The organism is Campylobacter sp. RM5004, from assembly GCF_022369455.1.
GTDB lineage: Bacteria > Campylobacterota > Campylobacteria > Campylobacterales > Campylobacteraceae > Campylobacter_E.
This window is the reverse complement of sequence record NZ_CP059599.1, coordinates 393411-417923: the sequence shown is the minus strand read 5'-3', so window position 1 is coordinate 417923 and position 24513 is coordinate 393411. Positions and strand designations below refer to the sequence as shown.

The following is a 24513-nucleotide window of genomic DNA, read 5'->3' as shown; positions in this document are numbered from 1 at the left end:
TGCCTTAATTTGGTAATTTATAATTTGTATTTTTTCAAAATTTTTGCATAAAACTTAGTAGAAATTTTACTTAGTATTAAAACAATAAATCTTTTTAAAAACGGCAAATGTTTTATATATAAAAAGCTATATTCAATACAAGGACTTAATTTACGATTTGTCTTAAAAATAGGAGCACCTGAGCTTAGATTTAAAAATTTTTTAGTATTTTTACAATACTCTAATATAAAGCATTGCAAGGCTCTATAAAGAGTGCCAAGTTCTTTTTGCTTACTCATTTTATAGCCAAGCAAAGGAACGCTTATATAATCATTATTTTGCATAAAGCTTACAAATCCTACAATTTCTTGCGATTTATCAAGCATGTAATAAGAGTCTAAAATATTATTTTTTTCTAAATTAGATAAATAAACGCTAGAAAATTGTGGATTAAAATAAGAATATTTTTCTAAATATAATTCATTATAAAGCTTTAAAGCCTCAGCAAAATCATCATTTACTTTTATAAAACTAAAGTCTTTTAAGAGCTTTTTATCATCTTTAAAATCTCTTGAAAGCTCTAATAATTCATAATCATTCATCAAATACACTTGCCTAGTAGCTAGCATTACAAAATCATTATTTTTTAAAAAGTTAAACAAATGTGGATTTTGCACTTCATTTACACATCTTAAAGCTAGGATTTTTTTAGTATTTTTTAGTTTAGAAAAATCGTTTAAAAATTTAGTGTTTAAAAATTCATAATTTTCCCAATGTTTTTCATATAAATTAGTGCTAAAACAATGATTATTTATAAAAACAATATCATCAATATATTTAATTATTTTTTCAAAAATACTAATTAAAGCCTTGCAAACTTGCCTTATAAAAGGATTTTCTAGCTTTATTAATTCATCTTTTGCAATATAAATAAGCCCTCTTAAAGACGCTGTAAAACACTGATTATCATTAGTATAAATAATGTCCGTATAAAAAATATTATCAAGTTTTTTGATATTTACATTTACATTTTTTATAAGTTCGTTCGTTGGCTCATAAAAAGCATTTAAAAATCTAGTGCTAAAATCATCTTCTTTAATATCATCTAAATAATAATCGTTTAAAGCGTTAAATTCTATATCTTTTGTGCTTGCATCACTTAAATTATAAGACACTCTAAAAAGCCCATAAATATAAAAAATAAAATCCTTAATTCCTATTTCAAATTCCTTTAAAACATCGCTTGCTTTATAGTAATCTTTAAATAATTTTGCAAGCTTTAATTCTTTTAAGGATTTTACAAAAAACATATATAAAATACTTTTTCCAACTCTTAAATGAGAATTAGCATTGTTTATAAAATGAAGACCACTTGTTGCTCTAGGATTGCATTCTATTAGATATAAGCTGATTTTTTCATCATTTTTTTGCATTAAAAAATCAAAGGCAATTTGCCCATTTAGCTTAAAATTAATTCCTAATTCTTGCATAAAATTAAAAATACATTTATTAATATTTTCATCATCAATTCTTACAAAATAAGAGCCTGCTGAATTATTGATTAAATACCTACTATCATAGACAATATGCTCTTTTAAAATACCATTTTCAAATATTGCGTAATTACAAATTTGATTAGCATTTATTTTTTCTTGCAAAACATAAGGATTATTTAGACTAATATTAAGCTTATTTATATCAATATTTCTAATCACATTTAAGCCAAATCTTGAATAAATAGGCTTTAAAATAAACTTACTTAAATCATACTTTTTAAGTAAGCTAACATTATTTATATAATAACTTTTTGGATATTTAATGCTTACATTTTTATAACTTAAATTTCTCATATCTTTTAAGGCTGAAAAAATACTAAATTTATTATGAAAAGTAAGTAAAAAAGAAGTTTTAGGTATAAAGAATTTATATTCTTCATTAGGATTTGCCTTTAAATACAAATCCCTTGCCTGTGCTATATAAAAAATCTCTTCACAATTGCAAATAATCTTATCAACTTGTTTAAAAAGCTTAAAATACTCATTACAAAAATTATAAAAATCAAATCTAGGGCTAGGCATTTTTATATAATTTATATTTTTATTTAGCAAAATAAAATCAATTGAATCAGCGAAAATTAATTCATCGTTTTTTAAAATCTTTAACCATTCAAAGCTAACAGGAGCTCTTGCACCGGTGATTAATACACGCATTAAATGACCTTTATTCTAATTCTTTTGTTCATAAATTCAAATCTTTCATATTGCTTTATCATAATTTTTGGACTAATAATATCTAAGTCTTTAAATAAAAATTCTAAATTATTCTTAAGTTCAAGTTCGTATTCTAAATTGTCTATATAAGCAAATAATTCATAATTTTGCTTATTAAAAACAAAGCAATATTCACTAATTTCTTTTGTTCTTAAAACAACTCTTCTTAAAAAATCAGGAAAAAGCAAAAAATCCTTATTAAATTTATCTTTAAGATAAATTATCTCATCACATCTTCCTTCAATTCTACTAATTTTAATTCTAGCTGAGCCACATTCACAAGGGCTATTATCAATATGCAAAATATCATTTAATCTATATCTTATAATAGGTTGGGTTTGTCTTTTAAAATCCGTAATAATCGGAACAAATCTAGTTTCATCAAGCCATTCTTTTTCAAAATACACAATATCTTCATTTAAATGCAAATGCCCAAAACTACAAGTATGAGCTAAAAATCCTTCAGTGCATTGATAAATCTCGTGTATTGTTTGATTAAATCTAGCTTTTAATTTATCTTTTATATGTGGCTCAAGCGTTTCAGCAACTGAAATAATTTTGCAAGGTTTTATATCTAAATTAGTAGCATTTGCAAGATAGCTTAAAACACTTGCAGGTGCTATTAAAATATCAGGCTTATAAGCATTTAAGCTAGTTATATGCTCTTTTATATTTTTATAAAGGTCAAAAAATCTAAATTCTAAAAAGCTTTTATTAGTGCTTTCGTATAAATTACTATTTGCTCTTAAGAAAAAGGCTATTTTTCTTTTTTTAAAATATGGTTTTGGTAGCATTTTTTTAAGCATATAGCCACTCCAAATAGCTATTTCTTCATCGCTTAGCAAAAACACTCCACGATTTTGCGAAGTTCCTGAGCTAAGTCCTATTGTAATGTTTTTGTTTTTTATCTTTAATTTAGAAGAAAAATCCCTACTATCTTCTGCTTTTATAGCTATATTAAATGCTGTTTTTTCATCAATATTTAAGGTATTTATTTTAGAAAAATTATCCATAAAAATCTTTTTATCAATAATATTAAAATCCTTTAAATCTAATGATTTTGGATAAAAATCACTATTTAAATTTTTTAAGAATTTGAATAAGGAATTTGCTTGATGTTTATTTAGTTTTTGCCTTGATTTATAGTCTTTTGTAAGTATAAAAGTCTTTAAAAATAAATAAAGTTTTTTAAGCATTTTTTAGCCCTTTTATAAGTTTATTTATACTGCTTTCGCAATGACTTGGAACTATTAAAACATTAGGATTTTGCTTAGAAAAAATCTGTAATTTTTCTAAAGTTTCATAAAATTTTTTACTATCATCAAAAAGCAAATTAGCTATCTTAGAAGGCTTTATATTTTCTTCAATACTTTTTATATCCCACACTGCATCAGAAACTAATAATACTTCTAAATCATTATATTTAAAAGCTAAACCAAATTGAGCCTTTGCATGTCCATCTAATCTAAAAATCCTAAAAACATCAAGCCATAAAAACTCATCAAATAATTCATTTTTTATCTTTGTTAAACTTTCAATATCAACTAACTTTTCTAAAAAATCATCTGGAATTAACTCTTTTAAAAAGCCATTTTTTAATGCTAATAAATTATTTTTATTAAATAATTTTTCAAATTCACTCCTAGAACTTACAAAAAAACTATCCTTAAAATCAAGCAAACCACCTATATGATCAGCATGAAAATGAGATATAAAAATATAATCAATCTTGTTTATTCCATCAATTTCAAGCAATTCTTTTAGGCTTTTTTTAAGCTTTACAGGAGTTATTAGTGCATATAATTTATTTGGAAATTTTGCAGTTGCATTAAAAAAATGCTTAGAATATCCACTATCAAATAAAACATTTAAAACTTTACCCCGAAAAAGTACTTCAAAATAAACACTCAAGGCTAAAAAATTAGTCTTTTGCAATTTCTCACTACTTAAGGCTATATTTTTATAACTTTTACAAGAGCCTGTTATATAAACCTTTGCTTTTATTATTTTACTTTGCATTTTAAAAGCCCATCTTTGATAGAATAAATTGGCTCATATCCTAAAATCTCTTTTGCCTTGCTAATATCTAGCGTTTGAGAATAAGATATTAAGCCTAAGGTATAGTTTGTAATCAAAGGCTCTTTTATAAGCTTTGCTTTAGCTAAAAGTTCGCTAGTATTTGCAAATATTTTTAAAGCTTTTTGATTTACTTTTTTTATCTTTAAATTTGGCTCTAAAATATCTTGTATTAAAGTATAAACATCTTTTAATTTTAAGCTCTCATCATTTGTTATATTAAAAACTAAATTTTCATCACATTTACTAGCTAAATAAATAGCATGAGCTACATTTGCTGAATATGTTATATCGCAAATTACCTCATCATTTACTAAAGGCATAAAATTAAGCTTTTTAAGCCTTGGAAGCAATACATTATCATATTCTCCAAATATCCCTCTAGGTCTTAAAATCACATATTTTAAACCTGAAGTTAAAACTAAATGCTCTGCTAAAAACTTTGTATATGTATATAAACTTGCAAATTTTTTAATCACTAAATCTTCTTTAATATTAAAGCGATTTGTATAATCAAAATAAATGCTAGGACTTGAAATAAAGATTAACTTTTTTATACCATGTTCTTTTGCTGCTTTTATAATATTTGAAGTTGCTAAAACATTATGCTTATAAAACTCATCTAAACTACCCCAAGCAGAACTTAAAGCAGCTGAGTGTATAAGACAATTTGCTTTTGAAAATACATTTAAAACCTCATCTAAATTACTTAAATCGCATTTTTTAAAATTAGCATTTAGACTAGCTCCGATTACTTCATTTCTACCAAGAGCTAAAATACTATCTTTATCATTAATATAATCAACAAAAGCCCTTCCTAAGCCACCAGTTGCACCTGTTAAAATATAATCTAAGGTTTTTGCCATAATACACATCCTAGCGAAACCCCTGCACCAGTGCCTAAAAATAATAATTTTTCGCCACTTTTTAAGTCTTTGGTTTTAATTACGAAATTAAGTGCAATTGGAAGTGATGATGCTATTTGATTTCCGTGGTTTTCAAAAATATTTATAATTTTTTCGCTAGGCAATTTTAAATATTTTATAGCGTTTTTTAAAGAACTAAAACTTGCTTGATGTGGAATAATATAAGAAATTTCATCATAATTTATATTACAATCTGCTAAAAATGCAGGCATTTCATTCATTACAAGCCTAAATAATTCCTTGCCATTCATACAAAATTGCCCTAATTTGCTTTGGTCTTTATAATCTCTTGGATTATACAAATACCCACCTGATTTTAAAGTGCAAATCTCATAACCACTTGAGCAAGTGTAAAAATTACTTTTAATTAGTCCCCCGCTTGATGATTTTTTAAAAATAACTGCACTAATACCATCTCCAAATAATCCTGCTGTGCCAAGATTTTCCCAATCAAGCCCAACACTTGCTACATCAACACTAACAAATAAAATATATTCGAATTCTTCAATCATTCTACTAGCAATATCAAATGCTCTTAAAAATGATAAACAAGTCATATTCACATCAAAACTTCCAACATTACTTGAAAGCTTTAATAATCTATGAATATTTGAAGCATTATATGGAATCGCCATTTTATTTACTGCACCAGAACTTATAATACAAGCGATTTTATCTTTAGTAATATTTGCATTTTTTAAAGCTTCATCAACGGCTTTTAAAATATATTCATCAATATCCTTTACATCATCAAAAAAATGTCTTGATTTTAGCTTTGTAACCTTCTCTATACTTGATAGATTAAACTTCTTCTCAAGCTCATCATTACTAACTTCTCTAGGTAAAGCTACTCCTATTCCTGCTATATCAATATTTCTCATTTTAAATTCCTAATTCAAATTCTTTTGCCAAAGCCTTTACTTTAGAATAATCTACCTTGCCACTTCCTAAAATAGGCATAGCATTTGTGTGAATGTATAAACTTGGCTTATAAATTGCAAGCATTTCGCTTTGTTTTATTAAATCTACAAGATTATTAAACTCACTCTCATCACATTCAATTACAAGTGCTATTAATTCTCCTTTTTTGCTATCTTCAAGTGAAGTTGCACATACTTTTAAATCCCCTGTAATTTTTGCTACCATTTCTTCAACTAAACCAAGTGAAATCATCTCTCCGCCGATTTTTGCAAACCTTGAATATCTATCTACGATATATAAAAATCCATCTTCATCTAAATGTCCTTTATCGCCTGTTTTATACCATCTAATGCCATCAATTTCTACTATTACTTCATTAGTTTTATTAGTATCGTTTAAATATCCTTGCATTACTTGATGTCCGCCTATTAAAATAAGCCCGTCTTCATTTACTCCAAGCTCTTTAAGGCTATTTGGATCAACTATTCTAATAGCCGTGCCAATTAGTGGCATTCCAACGCTTCCAACTTTATTTGCTCTATGCAAAGTCCAATAAGTGCTATCAAATTGATTTGGCAAATTCACACTAGCAACTGGTGTTGTCTCAGTAGCTCCATAACCTTCATAAATATTCTTTTTAAACTTTAACTCAAATGCTGTTTTAATCTCAGGCTTTAATTTCTCAGCCCCTGCAACAACAATTCTAAGACTTTCAAACATAATCTCATCAAGCTTTTTATTTCTTGCATATATTCCTAAAAATGTTGAAGTTGCACACATAATACTAACTTCATTTTTTACAATAACTTTTGCAATACCTAAAGCATCGGTTGGATCAGCATAGCTTGCACTCTTAATTCCTTCAATTAATGGCATAAAAGTTGTAACCGTTAGGCCAAATGCATGAAATGGTGGTAAAGATGAAAGAATTACATCATTATTTCTAGCACAAATTACATTTGAGATTGAACTAATATTGCTTAAAATATTTTTATGGCTTAACATTACACCTTTTGGCGTGCCTTCACTTCCACTGCTAAATAATATTGCTGCTGTTTTTTCATTGCTATAATTTTTCGTAAATATTGCCTTTAGCATAAAACTTGGCAAAATTGTGATTATAAATATATAGCTTAATACTTTTAATTTTTCTTTTTTAAAGTGACTAACTATATCTTCTAAATAAATTAATTTAACATTATCTAACTCAAGTTTAAAGCCTTTGCTTTCAAGCTTTTCTAAGAATTTTTTAGATGTATAAATATGCTTTATATTTGCATTTAAAATGGCTTTTTTAATAGCAGTAATTCCTGCTGTATAGTTTAGATTTACAACGCACTTTCCAGCGATTAAACTTGCTAGATTTATTAGACTTGAAGCAAAAGAAGCTGGTAAAATTATTCCGATATTATCATTATTAGGGATTTTTTTGCTAAGCATTAGACTTAGAGCTAAAAGTTTTTTATAACTTATTTCACCTGCTAAAGGATCGCTTATAGCTATATTTGATGAATACTTTTTAGCTGTATCAATGAATGATTTTTCTATGCTAGTAAGATTATCGCATTGAAGTTTTGTTGCAATAAAAGATAATTCAAATACCTTTTGCTTTAATTTTTCTTTACTTGTATGAATACTTAAAGGCTTGCTAAATGCTAGAGAAATTTCTCTTTTTGATATTTTTTTATTGCTTAAATTATATTCTTCTTTACTTCTTGAAAACGAACTTCCCCAAAGCCCATAAATATAAAAAGCAATGATAACTCCATCATTTTCACTAAGATTTTTGCAAGCTAATTCATATCCACTTTTAAATTCATTCAAATGTCCGTGTCTTGAGAGTGTGCCTTCAGGAAACAAACATACGATTTCGCCTTTTTTAATAAAACTAGCTATTAATTCTAAGGCTTCTTTACTTGCAGCTTGATTTACAGGAATTACTCCAAAATGCTTTACAAACATTCTAATATACCATTTTTGATAGTATTTTCTCTCCATTACAAAATGAACTTTTTTAGGAATAGCCATTTGTATAATAGCCCAATCAATAAAAGAAATATGATTTCCTAACAACAACACTCCGCCATTTTGTGGGATATTTTCAAAGCCATTTACAAATAATCTATATTTTTGCAAAAACGCTAAACTTACTAATATTCTTACCAAAGAAAAAGGTAGTTTTAAAACAACATATAAAGAGCCACAAAGAGCAACCAAAACAATGAAATAAAACAAATATAAAACATCAATTTGTAAATACGCAAACAAGGTTGCAATAATTACAAAACTTAGCATAAAAATATTTTGAATAAAGTTATTTCCTGCTAAAACTACGCCTAATTCATTTTCTTTAGCATTAAATTGCACTAAAGAGCTAAGCGCAACCACAAAGCAACTTCCACTAACTCCAAATATAAAAAATACTAAGGCAAATAAACTTAAGCTATTTATAAAACTAATTAAAATTGAGCATATTAATATACCTAATGCACCAAGTGGAATAAGCCCTAATTCAATGTAGTTTTTAGAAAATCTTCCTGCTATTATTGAGCCAACGATTACGCCTATTGCACTTGCTGCTAATACTAATTGCACATAAAATGTATTGCTTTCGTTTAGATGATTTTTAGCAAATACAGGAAAAGATACTAAATAAAGCTGTGAAATTGCCCAAAATAATGAAATACCTATTATGCTAAGCCAAATTGTATTGTTTTTAAAGATTAGGCTAAGGTTGTTTTTAAGCAATTTTGCTCTTAAATAATCTGCTTTATTAAAGGCTAAATCTTTATTATCTGCTCTAGTTTCTGGCAAAGTTCTTGCTAATAAATATTCACAAAATGCAAAAAGAACTAAGATAATTCCTAAAGGAGCAACCTGCATTAAAATATCTTCTTTACTAATAAAAATATCTAAAAGCATTTCAAAACCAAGCGAAAACACTAGCATTCCAAGTAAAATAGCTATTATACTAACAGCATTAATACTAGCATTACCGATAGCAAGTTTTTTAACACCAACTAATTCTTTAATATAGCCGTATTTTGCAGGAGAATAAAAGGCTGATTGTATGCCTAGAATTAAAGTCATTATAAATGCTAAATAAAAATTACCTAAATAATATGAAAAGCAAATTATTAAGAGTAAAAATACATTAATTAAAGCTGAGATTTTCATAACTTTATTTTTTGAAAATCTATCGGCTAAAAAGCCTGAGAGTGAAAATGCGAAAATATAAGGTAATAATATCAAAGCATTTATGATAGCTGTAAGTAATAATTGCGTGCTTCCTTCATAAACCTTATAAATCGTATTTTGAATTATAATTTTATGCCCTAAATCTACAAAGGCATTTAAAAATCCTATTGTTAAAAAAGCAATTATGCCTTTAATTTTAAAAAAGTCCATTAAAACCCCCTTAATTTAGCTAATATTACCTAAAGTGTAATAATGATTACTCTTTGCTCGTTAAATTAATCATCACTATCTCACTTTTTGCAATTAGTCTTGCAACAACTCCCCAAAAACCTGCTCCGCTTGTTACATACATATTGTATTTTTTATAATATCCATATAAAAATCCTTGTTCAAGCTTTACAGCTAAGCTAAATGGGAAAATCTGCCCTGCATGAGTATGACCTGCTAGAATTAAATCATAGGAGCTTACATCATGCAATTTTGCGAATTTTGGCTGATGAGTTAGCAAAATATTTGCCTTTAAAGAGTTTGGTTTTAAGGCATTTATATCAGGCTTAAAGGTATTTAGCTTATTTCCCATTAAATCATTTACACCTGAGATTACAAAATCATTAAATTCTATGCTTTTATTATCTAAAATATTTATATTATATTTTTTTAATTCTTCTACTATGCTTGCAACTCCGTGATAATATTCGTGATTGCCTAAGACATAAAAAGTGCCATAAGTTGAGCTTAAATCATTTAAATAATGAAGGCATTTAATATCTTTAATAGAGCCATCAATTAAATCCCCCGAAATTGCTACTAAATCAGGCTTTTGCTCGTTTATTCTATCTACGATTTTTTTAAAAAAATCATCATTTAGATTTCTTTTTAGATGAATATCTGCTATTAGGGCTATTTTAAGATTATTTTTAAGCTTATTATTGCTTAGTGTAATTTGCTTAATTTTAGGAGTTTTGATAGCGTTTTTACATACTTTATAAAAGAAGAAAAAGGCTAAAAAAGTATAAACGATAGAAAGCTCAAAACTAATCTTGCTTAAAAATATGCAAAATAATGGAATAAATATTACAATCTCCCAAATATCAATATTTTTAGCAAAATCTATTGAATAAATCTGCTTATTTTTAAGATATTGAAAACTCATTAAAATTAAAAAAACCAAAGTGCTAAAAATAAGCAAAATCAAAGTATAAAACAAAAGCTCTTTTACTAAATTTATATCACTTAAAATATTTATCTCAAGTGCAAATATCAAAGAAAACAAAGCTACAATTAATTTTCTAATTTTATTAAAAGTATTTAATTTTATTACTCTTAAAAGAATGTTTGCATTAGTAAAAAATATAGCCAAAAAATACAAAATACTAAAAACAATATTCATTTTTAATCCTTTTTAGTTTTTGTTATTATAAAGATTTATAGTGTTTTTAAACTAAATCAAAATTCGTAATTCCTATTTCAAATTCTTTGAAATTTATAATATCCTTAAGATTAAAATAGTTTTGATTACAAATTTACACATTTTAATAAATTACTTTGCTTATATTTGTAACAAATTTAATCTTTTAAGACAAAATAAAAAACTTAATAAAAAGGAGAGCTTATGAACACAATAAATTATGGCATTGCTAAACTTATTAGCAATGATAATGGTTCTAGCATACTTGAGCTTAATTTTTATAGCACATTTATTTGTATTATGCTAGTTTTAATTTTAGGAAGAGTAATTACCAAATACTCAAAATTCTTAAAAAATTACGATATTCCTGAGCCTGTAACTGGCGGTATTATCGTTGCATTTATCTTATTCTTGTCTAGCTATTATGCTAATTTTACTATTAAGTTTGCAGAAGATATCAAAACTCCGCTTTTACTAGCATTTTATGCTACGGTTGGGCTTAGTGCTGATTTTAATAGCATTAAAAAAGGTGGTAGTTTATTAATCACTTTTGCTATTGCTGTTTTTGTTTTACTAATAGTTCAAAATGGTATCGGAGTAGCTGTAATGAAAGCTATGGGTGAAAATCCTTTAATAGGCTTACTAGGTGGCTCAATTACTCTAAGTGGTGGTCATGGAACAGGTGCAGCATGGGGCGCTACATTTCAAGCAAGCCCTTATAATTTCTCTCAAGCAACCGATATAGCAATGGCATGTGCAACATATGGACTTATTGCTGGTGGTCTTATAGGTGGTCCTATGGCAAACTATTTAGTAAAGAAATTTAATCTAAAAAGCGATGAAATAGAAAGCAGTGAAACTTCAAGCGATGAAGCATTCACAAGCCCACAAAAAGTAAGATTAATAACAAGTGATAGTTTTATTACAAGCTTAAGCTTAATCGCACTTGCTTTAGTAATAGGTAATACTATTGATTATTTATGTAATTTTTTAAATAAAATCACTATACATGAAGTAGTTGATAAAGTAACTGGTGCAGTAACTATGGAGTCTAATAGTGTATTAAGCTTCTTAGATAGTATGCCAACTTTCGTTTGGTGCTTATTTGCTGGAATTATTATTAGAAACGGCTTTAGCTCGCTTAATATTCATAAAGTTTTTGATAGAGAAGTAGGCGTTATCGGAAACGTTGCTTTATCATTATTCTTAGCAATGTCAATTATGACTTTAAATATCGTTGAGCTTATAAAACTAGCTATTCCGATTAGCGTATTATTAATAATTCAAACAATAGCAATTATTATTTATGTAAGATATGTAACCTTTGTAATATGTGGCAAAAACTACGCAGCTGCTTGTCTTGTTGCAGGGCATTGCGGCTTTGGTATGGGAGCAACTCCAACAGCGATTGCAAACTTACAAGCTGTAACTAATCACTTCGGACCTTGCAAAATAGCATTTATTATCGTTCCTATTATGGGTGGATTTTTAGTAGATATTGTAAATGCTATTATAATTAACGGCTTTGTGAAGTTTTTATAATAATTTTTAGGAATTTCTTTCTTGAAATTCCTATTTCAAATTCTTTGAAAAATTATGAGAATTTGAAATAGGAATTATGTTAATTTATATTTTCTTAAATAGCGTTCTTTTAGAGTATTTGAGCCTATTAAACCACCTTGATGAATATATAAAATATTTTCTTTAAAATCATCAAGATTTTCATAAATAGCTTTAAGTCCAACCCCATCATAAAGCAAATCAAACTTAAGCTCATCAATATTCATAAGCATAACAAAAAGTTCTTCATATAAATGCGCAAAATGATATTTCTTAGCAGTTTTTAATAATTTTAGATTTGAATTAGGATTTAATTTATTGATTTGTTTTATAAAATATTCATCTGCACTAACGCAACTTGTGGTAAAAACTCTAATATTAGGATTAAGCTTATTTAGATATTTTTCAAGATAAATTGCACTTGTATATGTTCCACTAGGCAAAAATACATCAAAATCAATATGTTTTGCTAAGGCGTTTATTTCTTTTGCCATTTTATGAAAACCAAATCTTGCATAATCTTCGCAAACACCTTCGCTAATCAAAAAACTTTCATTATCATTTTTATGTAAAGTTCTTGCGAATTCTAAAGGATTATTAGCATAATAAATTATTGCATTATTATCTATGGCATCTTTTAAATTTCCAGTAATTTCACATTTTCTAGCAACCACAAAAGAAAATTTATAATTGTTTTTATTAGCAAAAAGGGCTATTGCTTGCATTGCGTTTGATTGACTTGAGCCATAAGAGATTAAATGCTTATATGGCAAGCGAACATCTTTTAAAAAATCTAATTTTCTAGCTTTATTCCCGTTAATTTCGCCTAATAAATCATCTCTTAAAACTATGAAATTTTTATTAAATAATTTTAAGCTTGAATACATTAATACCTACTAAGGATTTTCTTTCTAAAACAAAGTTTTGAGATAAAAAACGCTATGCTAAATGTAATAATAATCGTATAAAAATGATAATTTAAAAACAGCATCATAGGAACAAGATAAATTATCAAAAACACAAGCATAGCCAAATATTCATGACTTTTTTCATATCTTGAGCTAATTATGCTAAATGCTAAAGCAAAATGAACGCTTGCAATCGGTAGTAAGCTAAGCATTATATAAATTACTAATTCTTTTGATTTTGAAGGGCTTTTGTAATCTTTCCAGTATTCTTTAAAAGATTTTATATCAGTAATCGTTGAATTAATTAAGGTGCTAAAATTAAGGTTTTTTATCTTTGCAATTTCTAAATTTTGCTTAAAATTATATAAAGTTACATTTTCTAATAAAAATGATATTTTATTATCTTCGTTTGTGATTTTGCCATTTTTTGCGATTAAGATTTGCTCGTTAGCACCTTTATAAGAATATAAAATAATATCTTCATAACCGCCATCTTTAGACTCATTAGCAAAATAAATATAATTTCCTATCTTTTGTCCGAAATTATTATTTTTAAGATTTATCTTAGAAAAAGCTCTTTTATAATCAATAAAATTATCATACAACGAAAAGCTAAGTGGCATAAAAACAATACTAATTACTAATAAAATAGAGCTTACAAAAAGAGCTAAAATACTAAAAAAATTAGAGATTTTTCTAGGCGAATATCCTAAAGAAAAAAGCATAATTATTTCATTTTCTTTAGATAGTCTTAAAACACACATAAAGCAGGTTATAAAAAAGCTTATAGGTATTGTAAAAAGAATGAGTTTTACGCTCATTAAAGAATATAATTTAAACAATTCATAAAGGCTTAATTCAATATATGAAGTAATTTTTGCTATTTGAAAAAGAACAATAATTGAGCTTACTAAAAATAAAGTTAAAAATATTGATAAAAACGAACCTATAAATTGTCTAAATAAATACTTCTTAATCATCTTACATAATCTAAGCAAAATTTACTTATAGTTGGGAAAAACCAAGCAATAGCAAGTCCTATGCTTAAAAACGGAATAAATGGAACTTGAATGTTTTCTTTGCCTTTAAGTCTTAAATACATAAACACAGGTAAGGATACTAAAGCTCCTAAAAATATCGCAACAAAGCCTTCTAAAATGCCTAATAAAGCACCTATTAAAGCCATTATCTCAATATCAGCTTCTCCCATTACTTGAACGCATTCTTCTTCGCTTTTTGCCTTTATATTCATAATACTTTCAATTAAAGCTTTTAATAAATACGCCCCACCTGCAAACAACAAGGCATTTTTAAAGCTATCTAGTGAATGAGTATAAATTAATGCAAAAATAAGCGTAAGCATAAGCGTAAAGCTAGGAACTGCTAAATAACGAACATCAATAATACAAAGTGCAAAAAGTAAAGAAAAGCTAAGTGCTAAGAATATTGAATAAATAAAAGCATCAAGTGAATAAACATCAATGGTATATAAAAAAATAAAGCCAACAATAAGCTCAATTAATGGATATTGACAGCTTATTTTACTTTTGCAAAATCCACATTTGCCACCAAGCACAAGCCAAGAAATAACAGGAATATTATGATAAAATTTAAGTTTATTATTGCAAGCTGAGCAAGAGCTTGGTGGGTAAAATAAGCTTTTATTTTCTGGTAATCTTAAAATAAGCACATTTAAAAACGAGCCGAAAACAAGCCCAAAAACAAATATTAATATATCAAACTCCACCGAAATTCCTTTTACAAATTCTAAAATCATTTATTATTTTTCTTAATTCTGTATCGCTAAAATCAGGAAAAAGCGTAGGTGTAAAAACAAACTCAGCATAAGCACATTGCCAAAGCAAGAAATTTGAAATCCTAAAATGCCCACCTGTTCTAATGAGTAAATCAACATCTTCTTTAATATCTAAATGCTTAGTTAAATTTTCTTCATTAATTTCTTTATTAGAATTACTAAGCTTTTTAAAAGCTCTTATTAATTCGTCTTTTCCACCATAATTAATACCTAGATTAAAAACTAATCTTGAATTATTTTTAGTTTTTTCTTCAAATTCTAAAATCAATTCTTTAGTAACTTCATCTAAAACGCTAATATCTCCAAAGCTTACGAATTTAATTTGATTTTCTATAAAATTATTTAATTCACTGCTTAGATATTCTTTTAAAAGTTTAAAAATAAAATCAACTTCTTCTTTAGGTCTTTTCCAATTTTCAGTAGAAAACGCAAACAAGCTAAGTGATTTGATATTTTCTTCTATACAAACTTTTGCTAATTTTTCTATTGTTTTAGCACCTGCTTTGTGACCGAAACTTCTTAATAATCCTTGATTTTTAGCCCATCTTCCATTACCATCCATGATAATGGCTAAATGATTTAAATTATTCATAATTTTCCTTTAAAACTAAGGCTAAAAAAATCGTCTTTATAAGGTGAAATTTCCACATTGTTTGAATAATTTAAGCAGATTTCTTTAACTTTAGAAAAACTAGTTATTATTTTATTAGTATTTAAATTTAAACTTAATTTAGCAAAAACATCATAATAAATCGCTAATTCATTCTTTTTCTTCCTATACTCAATTAAAATAGGCTTATTTTCAAGTAAGCATGGAAGATACAAAATATCTTCATTTAATGCAAAAAGCATGGTTTTATAGCAATCATAATCAGCTTTTTTGTTAGTTTGAAGTAAAGAATTAATAAGAGTATATTTAAAATCATCTCTAAAAGCGATTTTTAACAACTCAAAACAATCATAATCAATATAAGCAAAAACCTTATCAGCTTGAAGATTTTTAAAAACTAATTTATCATAAATTTCAGCCAAATAATAAGTATTTGGCTCAAGCTCTATGCTTGATTTTGTTGTTAATTCTTTTTTACCGATTAATAATTTATAGCGATTAAACACCATCTTGTCTAAGACTTTAAATTTAATCGGCAAAACATCATTAAACATCAGCTTTTACTCTATCAAAAATAATTTTTGCTAAGTTTTCTTTAGTATCGTAAAATCCTTCGCTAATACCTGAATAATCGCAGAAAAATATTTCATTTTTACTTGAGCCAAATTGAGTATGTTCTCCTAAAATATTAAGACATAGCAAACTTAAACCCTTATTTACAAGAGCTTTTTTTGCATTCAAATAAGCTATTTTTTCATCACATTCAAGCTTAAAGCCTATTTTTTTACCTGTGAAATTATAATTAGCAACTAAATCTATATTAGGCTTAATTTTAATGCAAAGCTCATCGCTAAACTCATCTCTTTTTAGTTTTGTTTCTTGCTTAATCGGAATAAAATCACTAACAGCAGCACACATAAATAAATAATCAAATTCTTTATATTCTTGCATTAATTCCCAAAGCTCAGCACTAGTATCATAGCTTAATTGTGTGAAGTTTTCTTTATTAATAGCTTCGCATCTAGCTTTTAAATAAACAACATTAGCACCCCTTAAATAAGCTTGTTTAGCAAGTGCATCAGACATAGTTCCACTTGAATAATTTCCTACATTTCTAACTAAATCTATGCTCTCTCTAGTGCCACCACCTGTGATTAATATATTTTTTCCTATATAGAATTTATCTTTATAAATCTCTTTTAAAGTAGCTAAGAAAATATCTTTTGTATTAGCTAAAGCTCCTATTCCAAATTCCCCACACGCTAAAGTCTTAGAAATAGGCTTAATTATCTTAGCTCCACAACTTTTAAGATATTCTAAACTTTTTTGAGTTTGGCTTGATAAATACATATTAGTATTTGCTGCTGGTGCTATTATTAAAGGTTTATTTGATGCAATCAATGTGCTTAAAAATACATTATCACAAATACCATTTGCAAGTTTGTTTATACTATTTACGCTAGCAGGTGCAAAAACCACAACATCACAATCTTTAGAAAAAGCTATATGATTTTTATCATTTTCCCAGCTTTCATTATCACTTGTTAAAACGCTTTCACATAAAGCTTCATAAGATATAGGGTTTACAAATTTTAAAGCTCCATCGCTTAATAAAACTTTTACTTTAATATCAGCTTCTTTAAACATTGAAATAAGCTCAAAGCTTTTATAAAAGCTAATGCTACCACTAACGCATAATAATACTCTCATTAAAAATCCTTAAAATTATTAAAAATCACGCCCTTGCTACGCTCTAAAAATAAATCTTTTGCCACTAATTTCTTAGCATCTTTATTACTTATCGTGCTACCTGCTGCAATTAAAGTATCATCAGGAATACTAATAGGCGCTATTAGATTTGCATTTGAGCCTACGAAAACATTTTTACCGATTTTGCTTATATGTTTAGCCTTTCCATCGTAATTACAAATAATTACACCGCAGCCAATATTTACCCCACTACTAATCTCACAATCACCTAAATACGCTAAATGCCCTGCTTTTACTTCTTCAAGTTTTGCATTTTTACATTCTACGAAATTACCGATTTTACTTTCTTTTATAACGCATTTTGGACGAATTCTTGCCATTGGTCCTATGCTTGAGTTTTCTATTATGCTATTTTCTATAATACTATTTGCTAATATTTTTGAGTTTTTAATCTTAGAATTAGCTTTAATAACAACACCGCTTTCAATCTCACAATCATTACTAATCTCACAATCAAGTTCAATAAAAATACTTGATTTATTATGCATAATAACACCATTTATTAAAAGCTCATTTTTAATTCTATCTTGCATAATATTCTCAGCTAGTTCTAAATCTAGCTTATTATTAATTCCTAAAAACTCAAGCTCATCAAATACACATTCACAAAGCATTAAGCCATCATCAATTGCCATTTTTATAACATCTGTTATGTAGTATTCTTTTTGAGCGTTGTTATTATTTAGCTTTGGAATATATGTTTTTAATACATTTTTACTCATTTTATATATTCCTGCATTGCATAAAGTGCATTTTAGCTCTTCATCGTTTGCATCTTTTGTCTCTACTATTTTTGTGATTTTGTTATTTTCTTTAATTACTCTTCCATAAGCATTTTTTTCAAATTTATTAAAAGTGCTAAGAACAATATCTGCTTTTGTATTAGCTATTATTTCTAAGCTTTTTAGTGTAATTAATGGCATATCAGCATTTAAGATTAAAACCTCATCATTTTTTGGCTCATAAGAAATTAAAGCTCCACCTGTTCCTTTATGATTTGTCATATCTTGATAGATGTAATTTAGATTATTAAAGTCTTTTAAATGCTCTTTTATGTTTTCAGCTTGATGATGAAGTATTAGCGTTACATCATCTGCTAATTTTAAAGCATTTTCAACGATGATTTTTATTAAAGATTTTCCACAAATTGTATGCAAAGGCTTTGCAAGATTTGAATTCATTCTAGTTCCAAACCCAGCTGCTAAAATAACAACACTTTTTTTCATATTTTTCCTTTTGATTTTAAGAAAATGTTAGCAAGTTTTGGATAATATTTTTAAAAACTCTTTAAGGAAATCGGTGAAAAAATTACTGCTATTATGCTTATTTTCAGTGTTAATTTATGCTGAGGCACCACTTAGTGTGCCAACGCTAAATCTAAATCTAAGCGCACCCGAAAGCCCAAGCCAACTAGTAACAACGCTAAATGTAGTAATAGTTCTAACGATACTAGCACTTGCACCTAGCATAATATTTGTTTGTACTTCGTTTTTAAGGCTTATTATCGTGTTTTCATTTATGAGACAGGCAATGGGAACTCAAGCTATGCCACCAAATACGATTTTAATCTCGCTTGCACTTGTTATTACATTTTTTATAATGCAACCAGCAGCAAGTAAGTCTTACGAAATAGGAATAAAGCCTTATTTAGAAGAGCAAATCGGATATGAAGAAGCATTCGAGCTTAGCACTAAACCATTTAAAGAATTTATGCTAAAAAATACAAGGGAAAAAGATTTAGCACTATTTTATCGCTTAAGAAACCTAGAAAATCCTAAAAGCATAGATGATGTAAGCTTAGTTACTTTAGTTCCTGCTTTTATGATAAGCGAGTTAAAAACTGCATTTGAGATAGGGTTTTTATTATACTTGCCGTTTTTAGTGATTGATATGGTTGTATCATCAGTTCTTATGGCTATGGGTATGATGATGTTACCACCTGTAATGATATCCTTGCCATTTAAAATACTAATATTTGTATTGGTTGATGGTTGGAATCTATTAATAGGCAATTTGGTTAAAAGTTTTACTTAGGAAAAAATATGAAAAAATTATCTTTATCTTTACTAATGTCTTGCGCACTTTGTGCTGGTAATTTACAACTTATGCTAAAAAGCATAGAAAACAACGAGCAACTAAAAGCTAAAAATTACGAAACACAAAGCAAAGAAAAAACCTTTGAGAGCATAAAATACAAATATTACCCAAGCGTTAGCTTACAAGGTGGCTTTGTTTCTTTTGATTTGGATAAATACTTAGTAAATCCAAACAATATATTAAGCTCTAGTATTTCAGTTGATGCTTTAATATATGATGGCAAAAGAGAGCAAAATATAAAATTAAGCAAAAAAGATTATGAGCTAAACAAATTAGAAGAAGAAAAAATAAAAAATGAACTAGAATTAAAATTAGTAAGCTTATATTATTCTTACTTAGCACTAGCCCAAAATATTGAATATAAAAATAAGCATATTGAATATTTAAAAGCTAGTTTGAATAGATTAGAAAAATTAAATCAAGTAGGTTTAAGGCCTGATGATGAGCTAGAAATTTTTAGAGCAAAACTTGAATTAGTAAAAAACGAATTACAAAATTTAAATTATCAAAAAGATGAAATTTTAAGTAATATTTATCTAATTACAAACGAGCATTATAAACCTTTAAAAGGTAGTGCAGTTCTTTTAAATGATAAAGAAAACAATTCTTATGATGTAAGAATTAGTGCCTTAAAAGATGAAATGGGGGAGTTAAACAAAGAATTATCTTTAGCAGGTTTTAAACCTATAATTTTTGCTAAAAATATCACAGGACTTGGTAAAAACAATATAGGCTATGCAATTTATACTCCTTTTAATAGCAAGCTTACTGGAAGATTAAAAGATAAAATGTTTTCAAATGTATTATTTATAGGGTTTTCTTGGAATATTTTTGCTTTTGGAGCCGATAAAAAAGCTTATGAGAGCGCAAAACTCACTTCGCTTTCCGCTAAAGAACTTTATATGTTTAGTAAAAAAAATGCTAGTGAAAAAGAAAAATTATTAAATTTAAAGATTGATAATTTAAAAGAAGAAATAATTGCAAACGAAAAAGTATTACAAGCTAGCGAACTTGCTTTTAGCAGTATTGCTAAAAAATATGAAGCTGGACTTGTTAGCTATGTAGAATATTTAAACGCTTTAGAGAGTTCTCAAGGTGCTTTAGCAAAACTTAGCTTTGTTAAGGCAAAATTAGAAATAACAAAAGCAGAACTTTTGTATAATAAAGGTTTAAAAATTAGCGATTTTGTTATTGATTTATAGGAGTTAGTTTGAAAAAATTATTATTTTTATGTATAGCTTTTAATTTGTATGCTGAACCAATTTATGCAAGTTTTGATGTAGTGGCTCAAAAGAGTGCGAAATTATCAATGCAAGCACTTGGTATTGTAAATAAAATAAATGTAGAAATTGGACAATATGTAAAAAAAGGAGATGTTTTATTAGAGCTAGATCATAACTTAGAATTAGTTGGTTTAGAAGAAGCAAGAGTGCAACAAACCCTAGCAAGCAAAGCATTAAAACTAGCTACAAGCACACAGCAAAGATATCAACAAGTAAAATCAGTTCTAAACGAACAAACCTTAGATGAGATTAACTTTAAACAAAACGAAGCAGAACAAAGATTAAAATCAGCTAATATGGCTAGTAAAAAATACGAAACAATAATCTCTCAAAAAAAGCTTAAAGCTCCATTTAATGGCTTAATCACTGCAAAACTAATAGAATTAGGTGAAGGTGTAGCAAGTCCTGTTCAAGCACTTTTTATACTTGATTCTTATCCTGATGTTAAATTGCTTTTGAGTTTTGATGAAAAATATATAAATGAAGTAAAAGTAGGAGATACTTACGAGTATATAATTGATGGATTAAAAACAAGTGGAAAAATAAGTAAAGTTTATCCTAGCATAGATGTAAAAACTAGAAAGGTTTATGCTGAGGTTTTAGCAAAAGATTTAAAAATAGGCTCATTTGGTGAAGGCTATATAATTACAGGTAAATAAATGTTAAAGTTAGCGATAAATAGACCGATTACGATATTAATGGCGTTTTTAGGCTTGTTAATATTTGGAGTTATTTCAATTTTTACAATGCCAATTAACTTATATCCTAGTGTAGATATTCCTTTAGTAAAAATCACTACATTTGCAAATGCTGATTTAAGCTATGTAGAATCTCAAGTTACAAAAAAGATAGAAAATCAAATCTCAGGCGTTAGCCAAATAAAAAGAATCACTTCAAAAAGCTTTAATAATTTAAGCGTTATTGCTGTGGAATTTGAATTAGGAAAAGACCTTGAAATAGCAGTAAATGATATTCGTGAAAAAATATCAAAAATGAAATTAGAATTTACTCCAAGTGTAGAAAAAGTATCAAGTGATGCTGGTGCTGTTATGAGTATTTTCGTATCTTCAAAAGAACTAGATGATAATGCTTTAATGCAAATAATTGAAGATGATTTAGAAAACGACTTTCAACGCATAAAAGGCGTTGGTGAAGTTAAAATGGTAGGTTTTTTAAAAAATAATATAAAAATAGATTTGGACTTAGATGAGTTAAATAAATATCATTTGAATTCTTTAGATATTTTAAAACTTATCAAAATGCAAAACTTTAAAAGCTATTTAGGCAATATTGAAAACAAATCAAGAAATATAACTCTAAAAGGATATTTTGATTCAAATAACATAAAAGAATTAGAAGAATTAAGGGTTAGTCCGGGTGTATTTTTAAAAGATGTTGCTAAAATTAATACAGACTACAATACAAAAGAAAGCTTTGCTTATTTTAAAGGCGATAACGGGGTATTATTTGAGCTTAAAAAAATAGCAGGTCAAAACAGCTTAGAAGCAGTAAAAAATATCAAAAAAGCTTTGGTCGGTATAAAAGAATTTCATAAAGATATAGAATTTGAAATCGTATATGATAAATCAGAAAATATCTTAAAACACATAAAGCAAGTTGTTTTTGATATGTGTTTGGGTGTAGTTTTAACAATTTTAATTGTATTTTTATTTTTAAGAAATATTAGTGCAACTATCATTGCAAGTATTGCAATACCTACTTCAATCATATCAAGCTTTTTCTTAATATATTTATTTGGCTATGATTTAAATCGTTTAACTTTAATCGCTTTAACCCTATCAATAGGTATTTTCGTAGATGATGCTATCGTTGTTATAGAAAACATAAGCAAAAAAATCAAAACAGAAAAAAACGCTTTAATGGCTAGTTATGTTGGTATTAAAGAAATTGCCTTTTCGGTATTTAGCATTAGCGTTGTTTTACTTTGTGTATTTATTCCGATTTCATTTATGAATAGTATTTCAGGCTTATTTTTTAATGCTTTAGGAATGAGCGTTGCTTTTGGTGTAATTATTTCGTTTTTAGTTTGTGTGTTTTTAGTCCCTACTATAAGTGCTAGATTTTTAAATACAAACGAAAGCAAATTTCACGATAAAACAGAAATATATTTTCAAAAACTTGAACTTTGGTATGAAAATACTCTTGATACTATTTTAGATTATAAAAAGATTTTTATAGGAATAATCCTTGTTTTATGTGCTGTGTCGTTTTCTTTAGCACCAAAAATAGGACTTGATTTTTTACCTATGGAAGATGATAGCGAATTGCAAGTGCAAATTGAATCAAAAAAAGACCTATCAATAGAAGCTATGGAAGAATCATCATTAAATATCCTTAAAAAAATTAAAGAAAACAAAAATGTAGAATTTGCTTATGTTTTAATAGGATATGATGATGCAAAAGATAGAAAAAAAGCAAAAATTTATGTAAAACTAAAACCACTTAATCAAAGAGATATAAGACAAAAAGAAGTTGTAGCAAATCTAAGAAAAGATTTAGTATTTGATGATTTAAAAATAAAAGTTTTAGAAATACCTAAATTTGAAGGAGCGGGAGTTGATGAGCCTATACAATTTGTATTATTAGGTGATGATTTTGCTTCATTAATTAGTGCTAGTAGAAGAGCAAAAAATGTTTTAAGCGAATTGCAAGGCGTTGTTGATATTACTGATGATATTGATGCTTATGCTGATGTTTTAGCTGTTTTTGTAGATAAAGAAAAGGCAAGAAAACTAAATGTAAATACCCAAGAACTTGCCCAAGTAATTCAAACTTCTTTTGCAAATGTACATGCTGGAGTTTTAGATGATGTTAAGGGAAGTAAAGATATTTATTTACAACTTAGCAAACCACAAAAAGAAGATTTAAAAAGCTTAGAAAAAATCCAAATTAAAACAATGGATGGTAGGATAATAAGTCTATTAAGCATAGCAAATGTTAAGCTTATAAAAGATAGTAGTAGCATAAATAGACTTAACAAAACTCGCTCTGTAAGAATTACAGCAGGTGCTGATAAAATCTCTTTAGGCGAAGTTAAAGCTAAGCTTGAAAGTAATATGGATAAGATTTTGGGTAATTCAAATGTAAGCTATACCTTTACAGGCTTTATTGATTTATTGAAAGAAACAATAATAGGCTTTGCTATTGTTATGATTTTGGCATTTACTTTGATTTATTTAGTTCTTGCTGCACTTTATGAAAGCCTTATCGTTCCACTTGTTATTATGATTACTATGCCACTTGCTTTTGCTGGAGCTTGCGTGGGATTATTTATTACAGGAAATACATTCTCATTGTTTGTGTTGGTTGCATTAATATTATTGTTTGGAATGGTTGGTAAAAACGCTATTTTATTAATTGATGTTGCTAACAAACTATGCGATAATGGAATGGAAGTTAAACATGCTCTAAAAATAGCAGGCAAAAGCAGAATAAGAGCTATTTTAATGACAACAATAGCAATGATTTTTGCAATGCTTCCACTAGCTATTTCTCATGGAGCAGGATATGAGAGTAACTCTCCTATGGCAGTAGCGGTAATTAGCGGTCTAATAAGCTCTACAATACTTACTTTATTTGCAATTCCAGCAATTTATGAAGTTTGCTATAAACTAGATAGAAAACTAAAAAGCATTTATAAAAGAGATTTGATTTAGGTCTAATTCCTAAA

General features: G+C 27.2%; 19 protein-coding genes. 5 read left to right on the top strand and 14 right to left on the bottom strand.

All coding sequences use genetic code 11. The features are described from left to right. Nucleotides 1–17: 17 nt before the first annotated feature. From AVANS_RS02155 to AVANS_RS02125, 7 genes are read right to left on the bottom strand one after another with little or no spacing between them, the layout of a single operon-like run. On the bottom strand, nt 18–2189 hold the full coding sequence (locus tag AVANS_RS02155; RefSeq protein WP_239818018.1) for a hypothetical protein: 2172 nt from the start codon (nt 2187–2189) through the stop codon (nt 18–20). Beyond that, a complete protein-coding gene (locus AVANS_RS02150) occupies nt 2189–3445 on the bottom strand; it encodes a F390 synthetase-related protein (RefSeq protein ID WP_239818017.1) in 1257 nt (418 codons plus the stop codon). Before AVANS_RS02150 ends, AVANS_RS02155 begins: the two co-directional genes overlap by 1 nt. After that, a complete protein-coding gene (locus AVANS_RS02145) occupies nt 3438–4268 on the bottom strand; it encodes an MBL fold metallo-hydrolase (protein ID WP_239818016.1) in 831 nt (276 codons plus the stop codon). The genes AVANS_RS02150 and AVANS_RS02145 overlap by 8 nt, the downstream gene beginning before the upstream one ends. After that, nucleotides 4253–5191 carry an NAD(P)-dependent oxidoreductase gene (locus AVANS_RS02140; protein WP_239818015.1) on the bottom strand — a complete coding sequence of 313 codons (939 nt, stop codon included), beginning with the start codon at nt 5189–5191 and terminating at the stop codon, nt 4253–4255. Before AVANS_RS02140 ends, AVANS_RS02145 begins: the two co-directional genes overlap by 16 nt. Continuing rightward, entirely contained in the window at nt 5176–6132 is a 957-nt protein-coding gene (locus AVANS_RS02135; RefSeq protein ID WP_239818014.1) for a 3-oxoacyl-[acyl-carrier-protein] synthase III C-terminal domain-containing protein, read from the bottom strand. The genes AVANS_RS02140 and AVANS_RS02135 overlap by 16 nt, the downstream gene beginning before the upstream one ends. A 1-nt stretch (nt 6133) precedes the next feature. Next, nucleotides 6134–9580 (bottom strand): acyl-[ACP]--phospholipid O-acyltransferase, encoded by a 3447-nt coding sequence (locus AVANS_RS02130; protein ID WP_239818013.1) that lies wholly within the window; start codon nt 9578–9580, stop codon nt 6134–6136. A 46-nt stretch (nt 9581–9626) separates the two neighbouring features. Further along, nucleotides 9627–10760 carry a metallophosphoesterase gene (locus tag AVANS_RS02125; RefSeq protein ID WP_239818012.1) on the bottom strand — a complete coding sequence of 378 codons (1134 nt, stop codon included), beginning with the start codon at nt 10758–10760 and terminating at the stop codon, nt 9627–9629. Between the two features lie 222 nt (nt 10761–10982). On the opposite strand from AVANS_RS02125, the gene AVANS_RS02120 reads away from it, so the two are divergent. Continuing rightward, nucleotides 10983–12320, top strand: a complete 1338-nt coding sequence (locus tag AVANS_RS02120) for a sodium/glutamate symporter (protein WP_239818011.1) — start codon at nt 10983–10985, stop codon at nt 12318–12320. A gap of 74 nt (nt 12321–12394) precedes the next feature. On the opposite strand, the gene AVANS_RS02115 is transcribed toward AVANS_RS02120, so the two are convergent. From AVANS_RS02115 to glmU, 7 genes are read right to left on the bottom strand one after another with little or no spacing between them, the layout of a single operon-like run. Next, nucleotides 12395–13225, bottom strand: a complete 831-nt coding sequence (locus tag AVANS_RS02115) for a 1-aminocyclopropane-1-carboxylate deaminase (RefSeq protein WP_239818010.1) — start codon at nt 13223–13225, stop codon at nt 12395–12397. Then, nucleotides 13225–14226: an LptF/LptG family permease gene (locus AVANS_RS02110; protein WP_239818009.1), complete on the bottom strand. Its 1002-nt coding sequence runs from the start codon at nt 14224–14226 to the stop codon at nt 13225–13227. The genes AVANS_RS02115 and AVANS_RS02110 overlap by 1 nt, the downstream gene beginning before the upstream one ends. Continuing rightward, on the bottom strand, nt 14223–14993 hold the full coding sequence (locus AVANS_RS02105) for an A24 family peptidase (RefSeq protein WP_239818008.1): 771 nt from the start codon (nt 14991–14993) through the stop codon (nt 14223–14225). The genes AVANS_RS02110 and AVANS_RS02105 overlap by 4 nt, the downstream gene beginning before the upstream one ends. Then, nucleotides 14983–15654, bottom strand: coding sequence for a polyprenyl diphosphate synthase (gene uppS / locus AVANS_RS02100; protein ID WP_239818007.1), 672 nt, complete (start codon nt 15652–15654; stop codon nt 14983–14985). Before uppS ends, AVANS_RS02105 begins: the two co-directional genes overlap by 11 nt. Then, entirely contained in the window at nt 15651–16226 is a 576-nt protein-coding gene (locus AVANS_RS02095) for a hypothetical protein (protein WP_239818006.1), read from the bottom strand. The genes uppS and AVANS_RS02095 overlap by 4 nt, the downstream gene beginning before the upstream one ends. Beyond that, nucleotides 16219–17382, bottom strand: a complete 1164-nt coding sequence (coaBC, locus tag AVANS_RS02090) for a bifunctional phosphopantothenoylcysteine decarboxylase/phosphopantothenate--cysteine ligase CoaBC (RefSeq protein WP_239818005.1) — start codon at nt 17380–17382, stop codon at nt 16219–16221. Before coaBC ends, AVANS_RS02095 begins: the two co-directional genes overlap by 8 nt. Further along, on the bottom strand, nt 17382–18668 hold the full coding sequence (glmU, locus tag AVANS_RS02085) for a bifunctional UDP-N-acetylglucosamine diphosphorylase/glucosamine-1-phosphate N-acetyltransferase GlmU (protein WP_239818004.1): 1287 nt from the start codon (nt 18666–18668) through the stop codon (nt 17382–17384). Before glmU ends, coaBC begins: the two co-directional genes overlap by 1 nt. Nucleotides 18669–18741: 73 nt before the next feature. Between glmU and fliP the strand changes: the two genes are divergently transcribed. From fliP to AVANS_RS02065, 4 genes are read left to right on the top strand one after another with little or no spacing between them, the layout of a single operon-like run. After that, nucleotides 18742–19476, top strand: coding sequence for a flagellar type III secretion system pore protein FliP (gene fliP, locus AVANS_RS02080; protein ID WP_239818003.1), 735 nt, complete (start codon nt 18742–18744; stop codon nt 19474–19476). 8 nt (nt 19477–19484) lie between these two features. Beyond that, complete coding sequence (locus AVANS_RS02075; protein WP_239818002.1) at nt 19485–20741, top strand: TolC family protein; 1257 nt, start codon at nt 19485–19487, stop codon at nt 20739–20741. 8 nt (nt 20742–20749) lie between these two features. Further along, nucleotides 20750–21481 (top strand): efflux RND transporter periplasmic adaptor subunit, encoded by a 732-nt coding sequence (locus tag AVANS_RS02070; RefSeq protein ID WP_239818001.1) that lies wholly within the window; start codon nt 20750–20752, stop codon nt 21479–21481. Next, nucleotides 21482–24499, top strand: a complete 3018-nt coding sequence (locus tag AVANS_RS02065; RefSeq protein WP_239818000.1) for an efflux RND transporter permease subunit — start codon at nt 21482–21484, stop codon at nt 24497–24499. Nucleotides 24500–24513 lie beyond the last annotated feature (14 nt).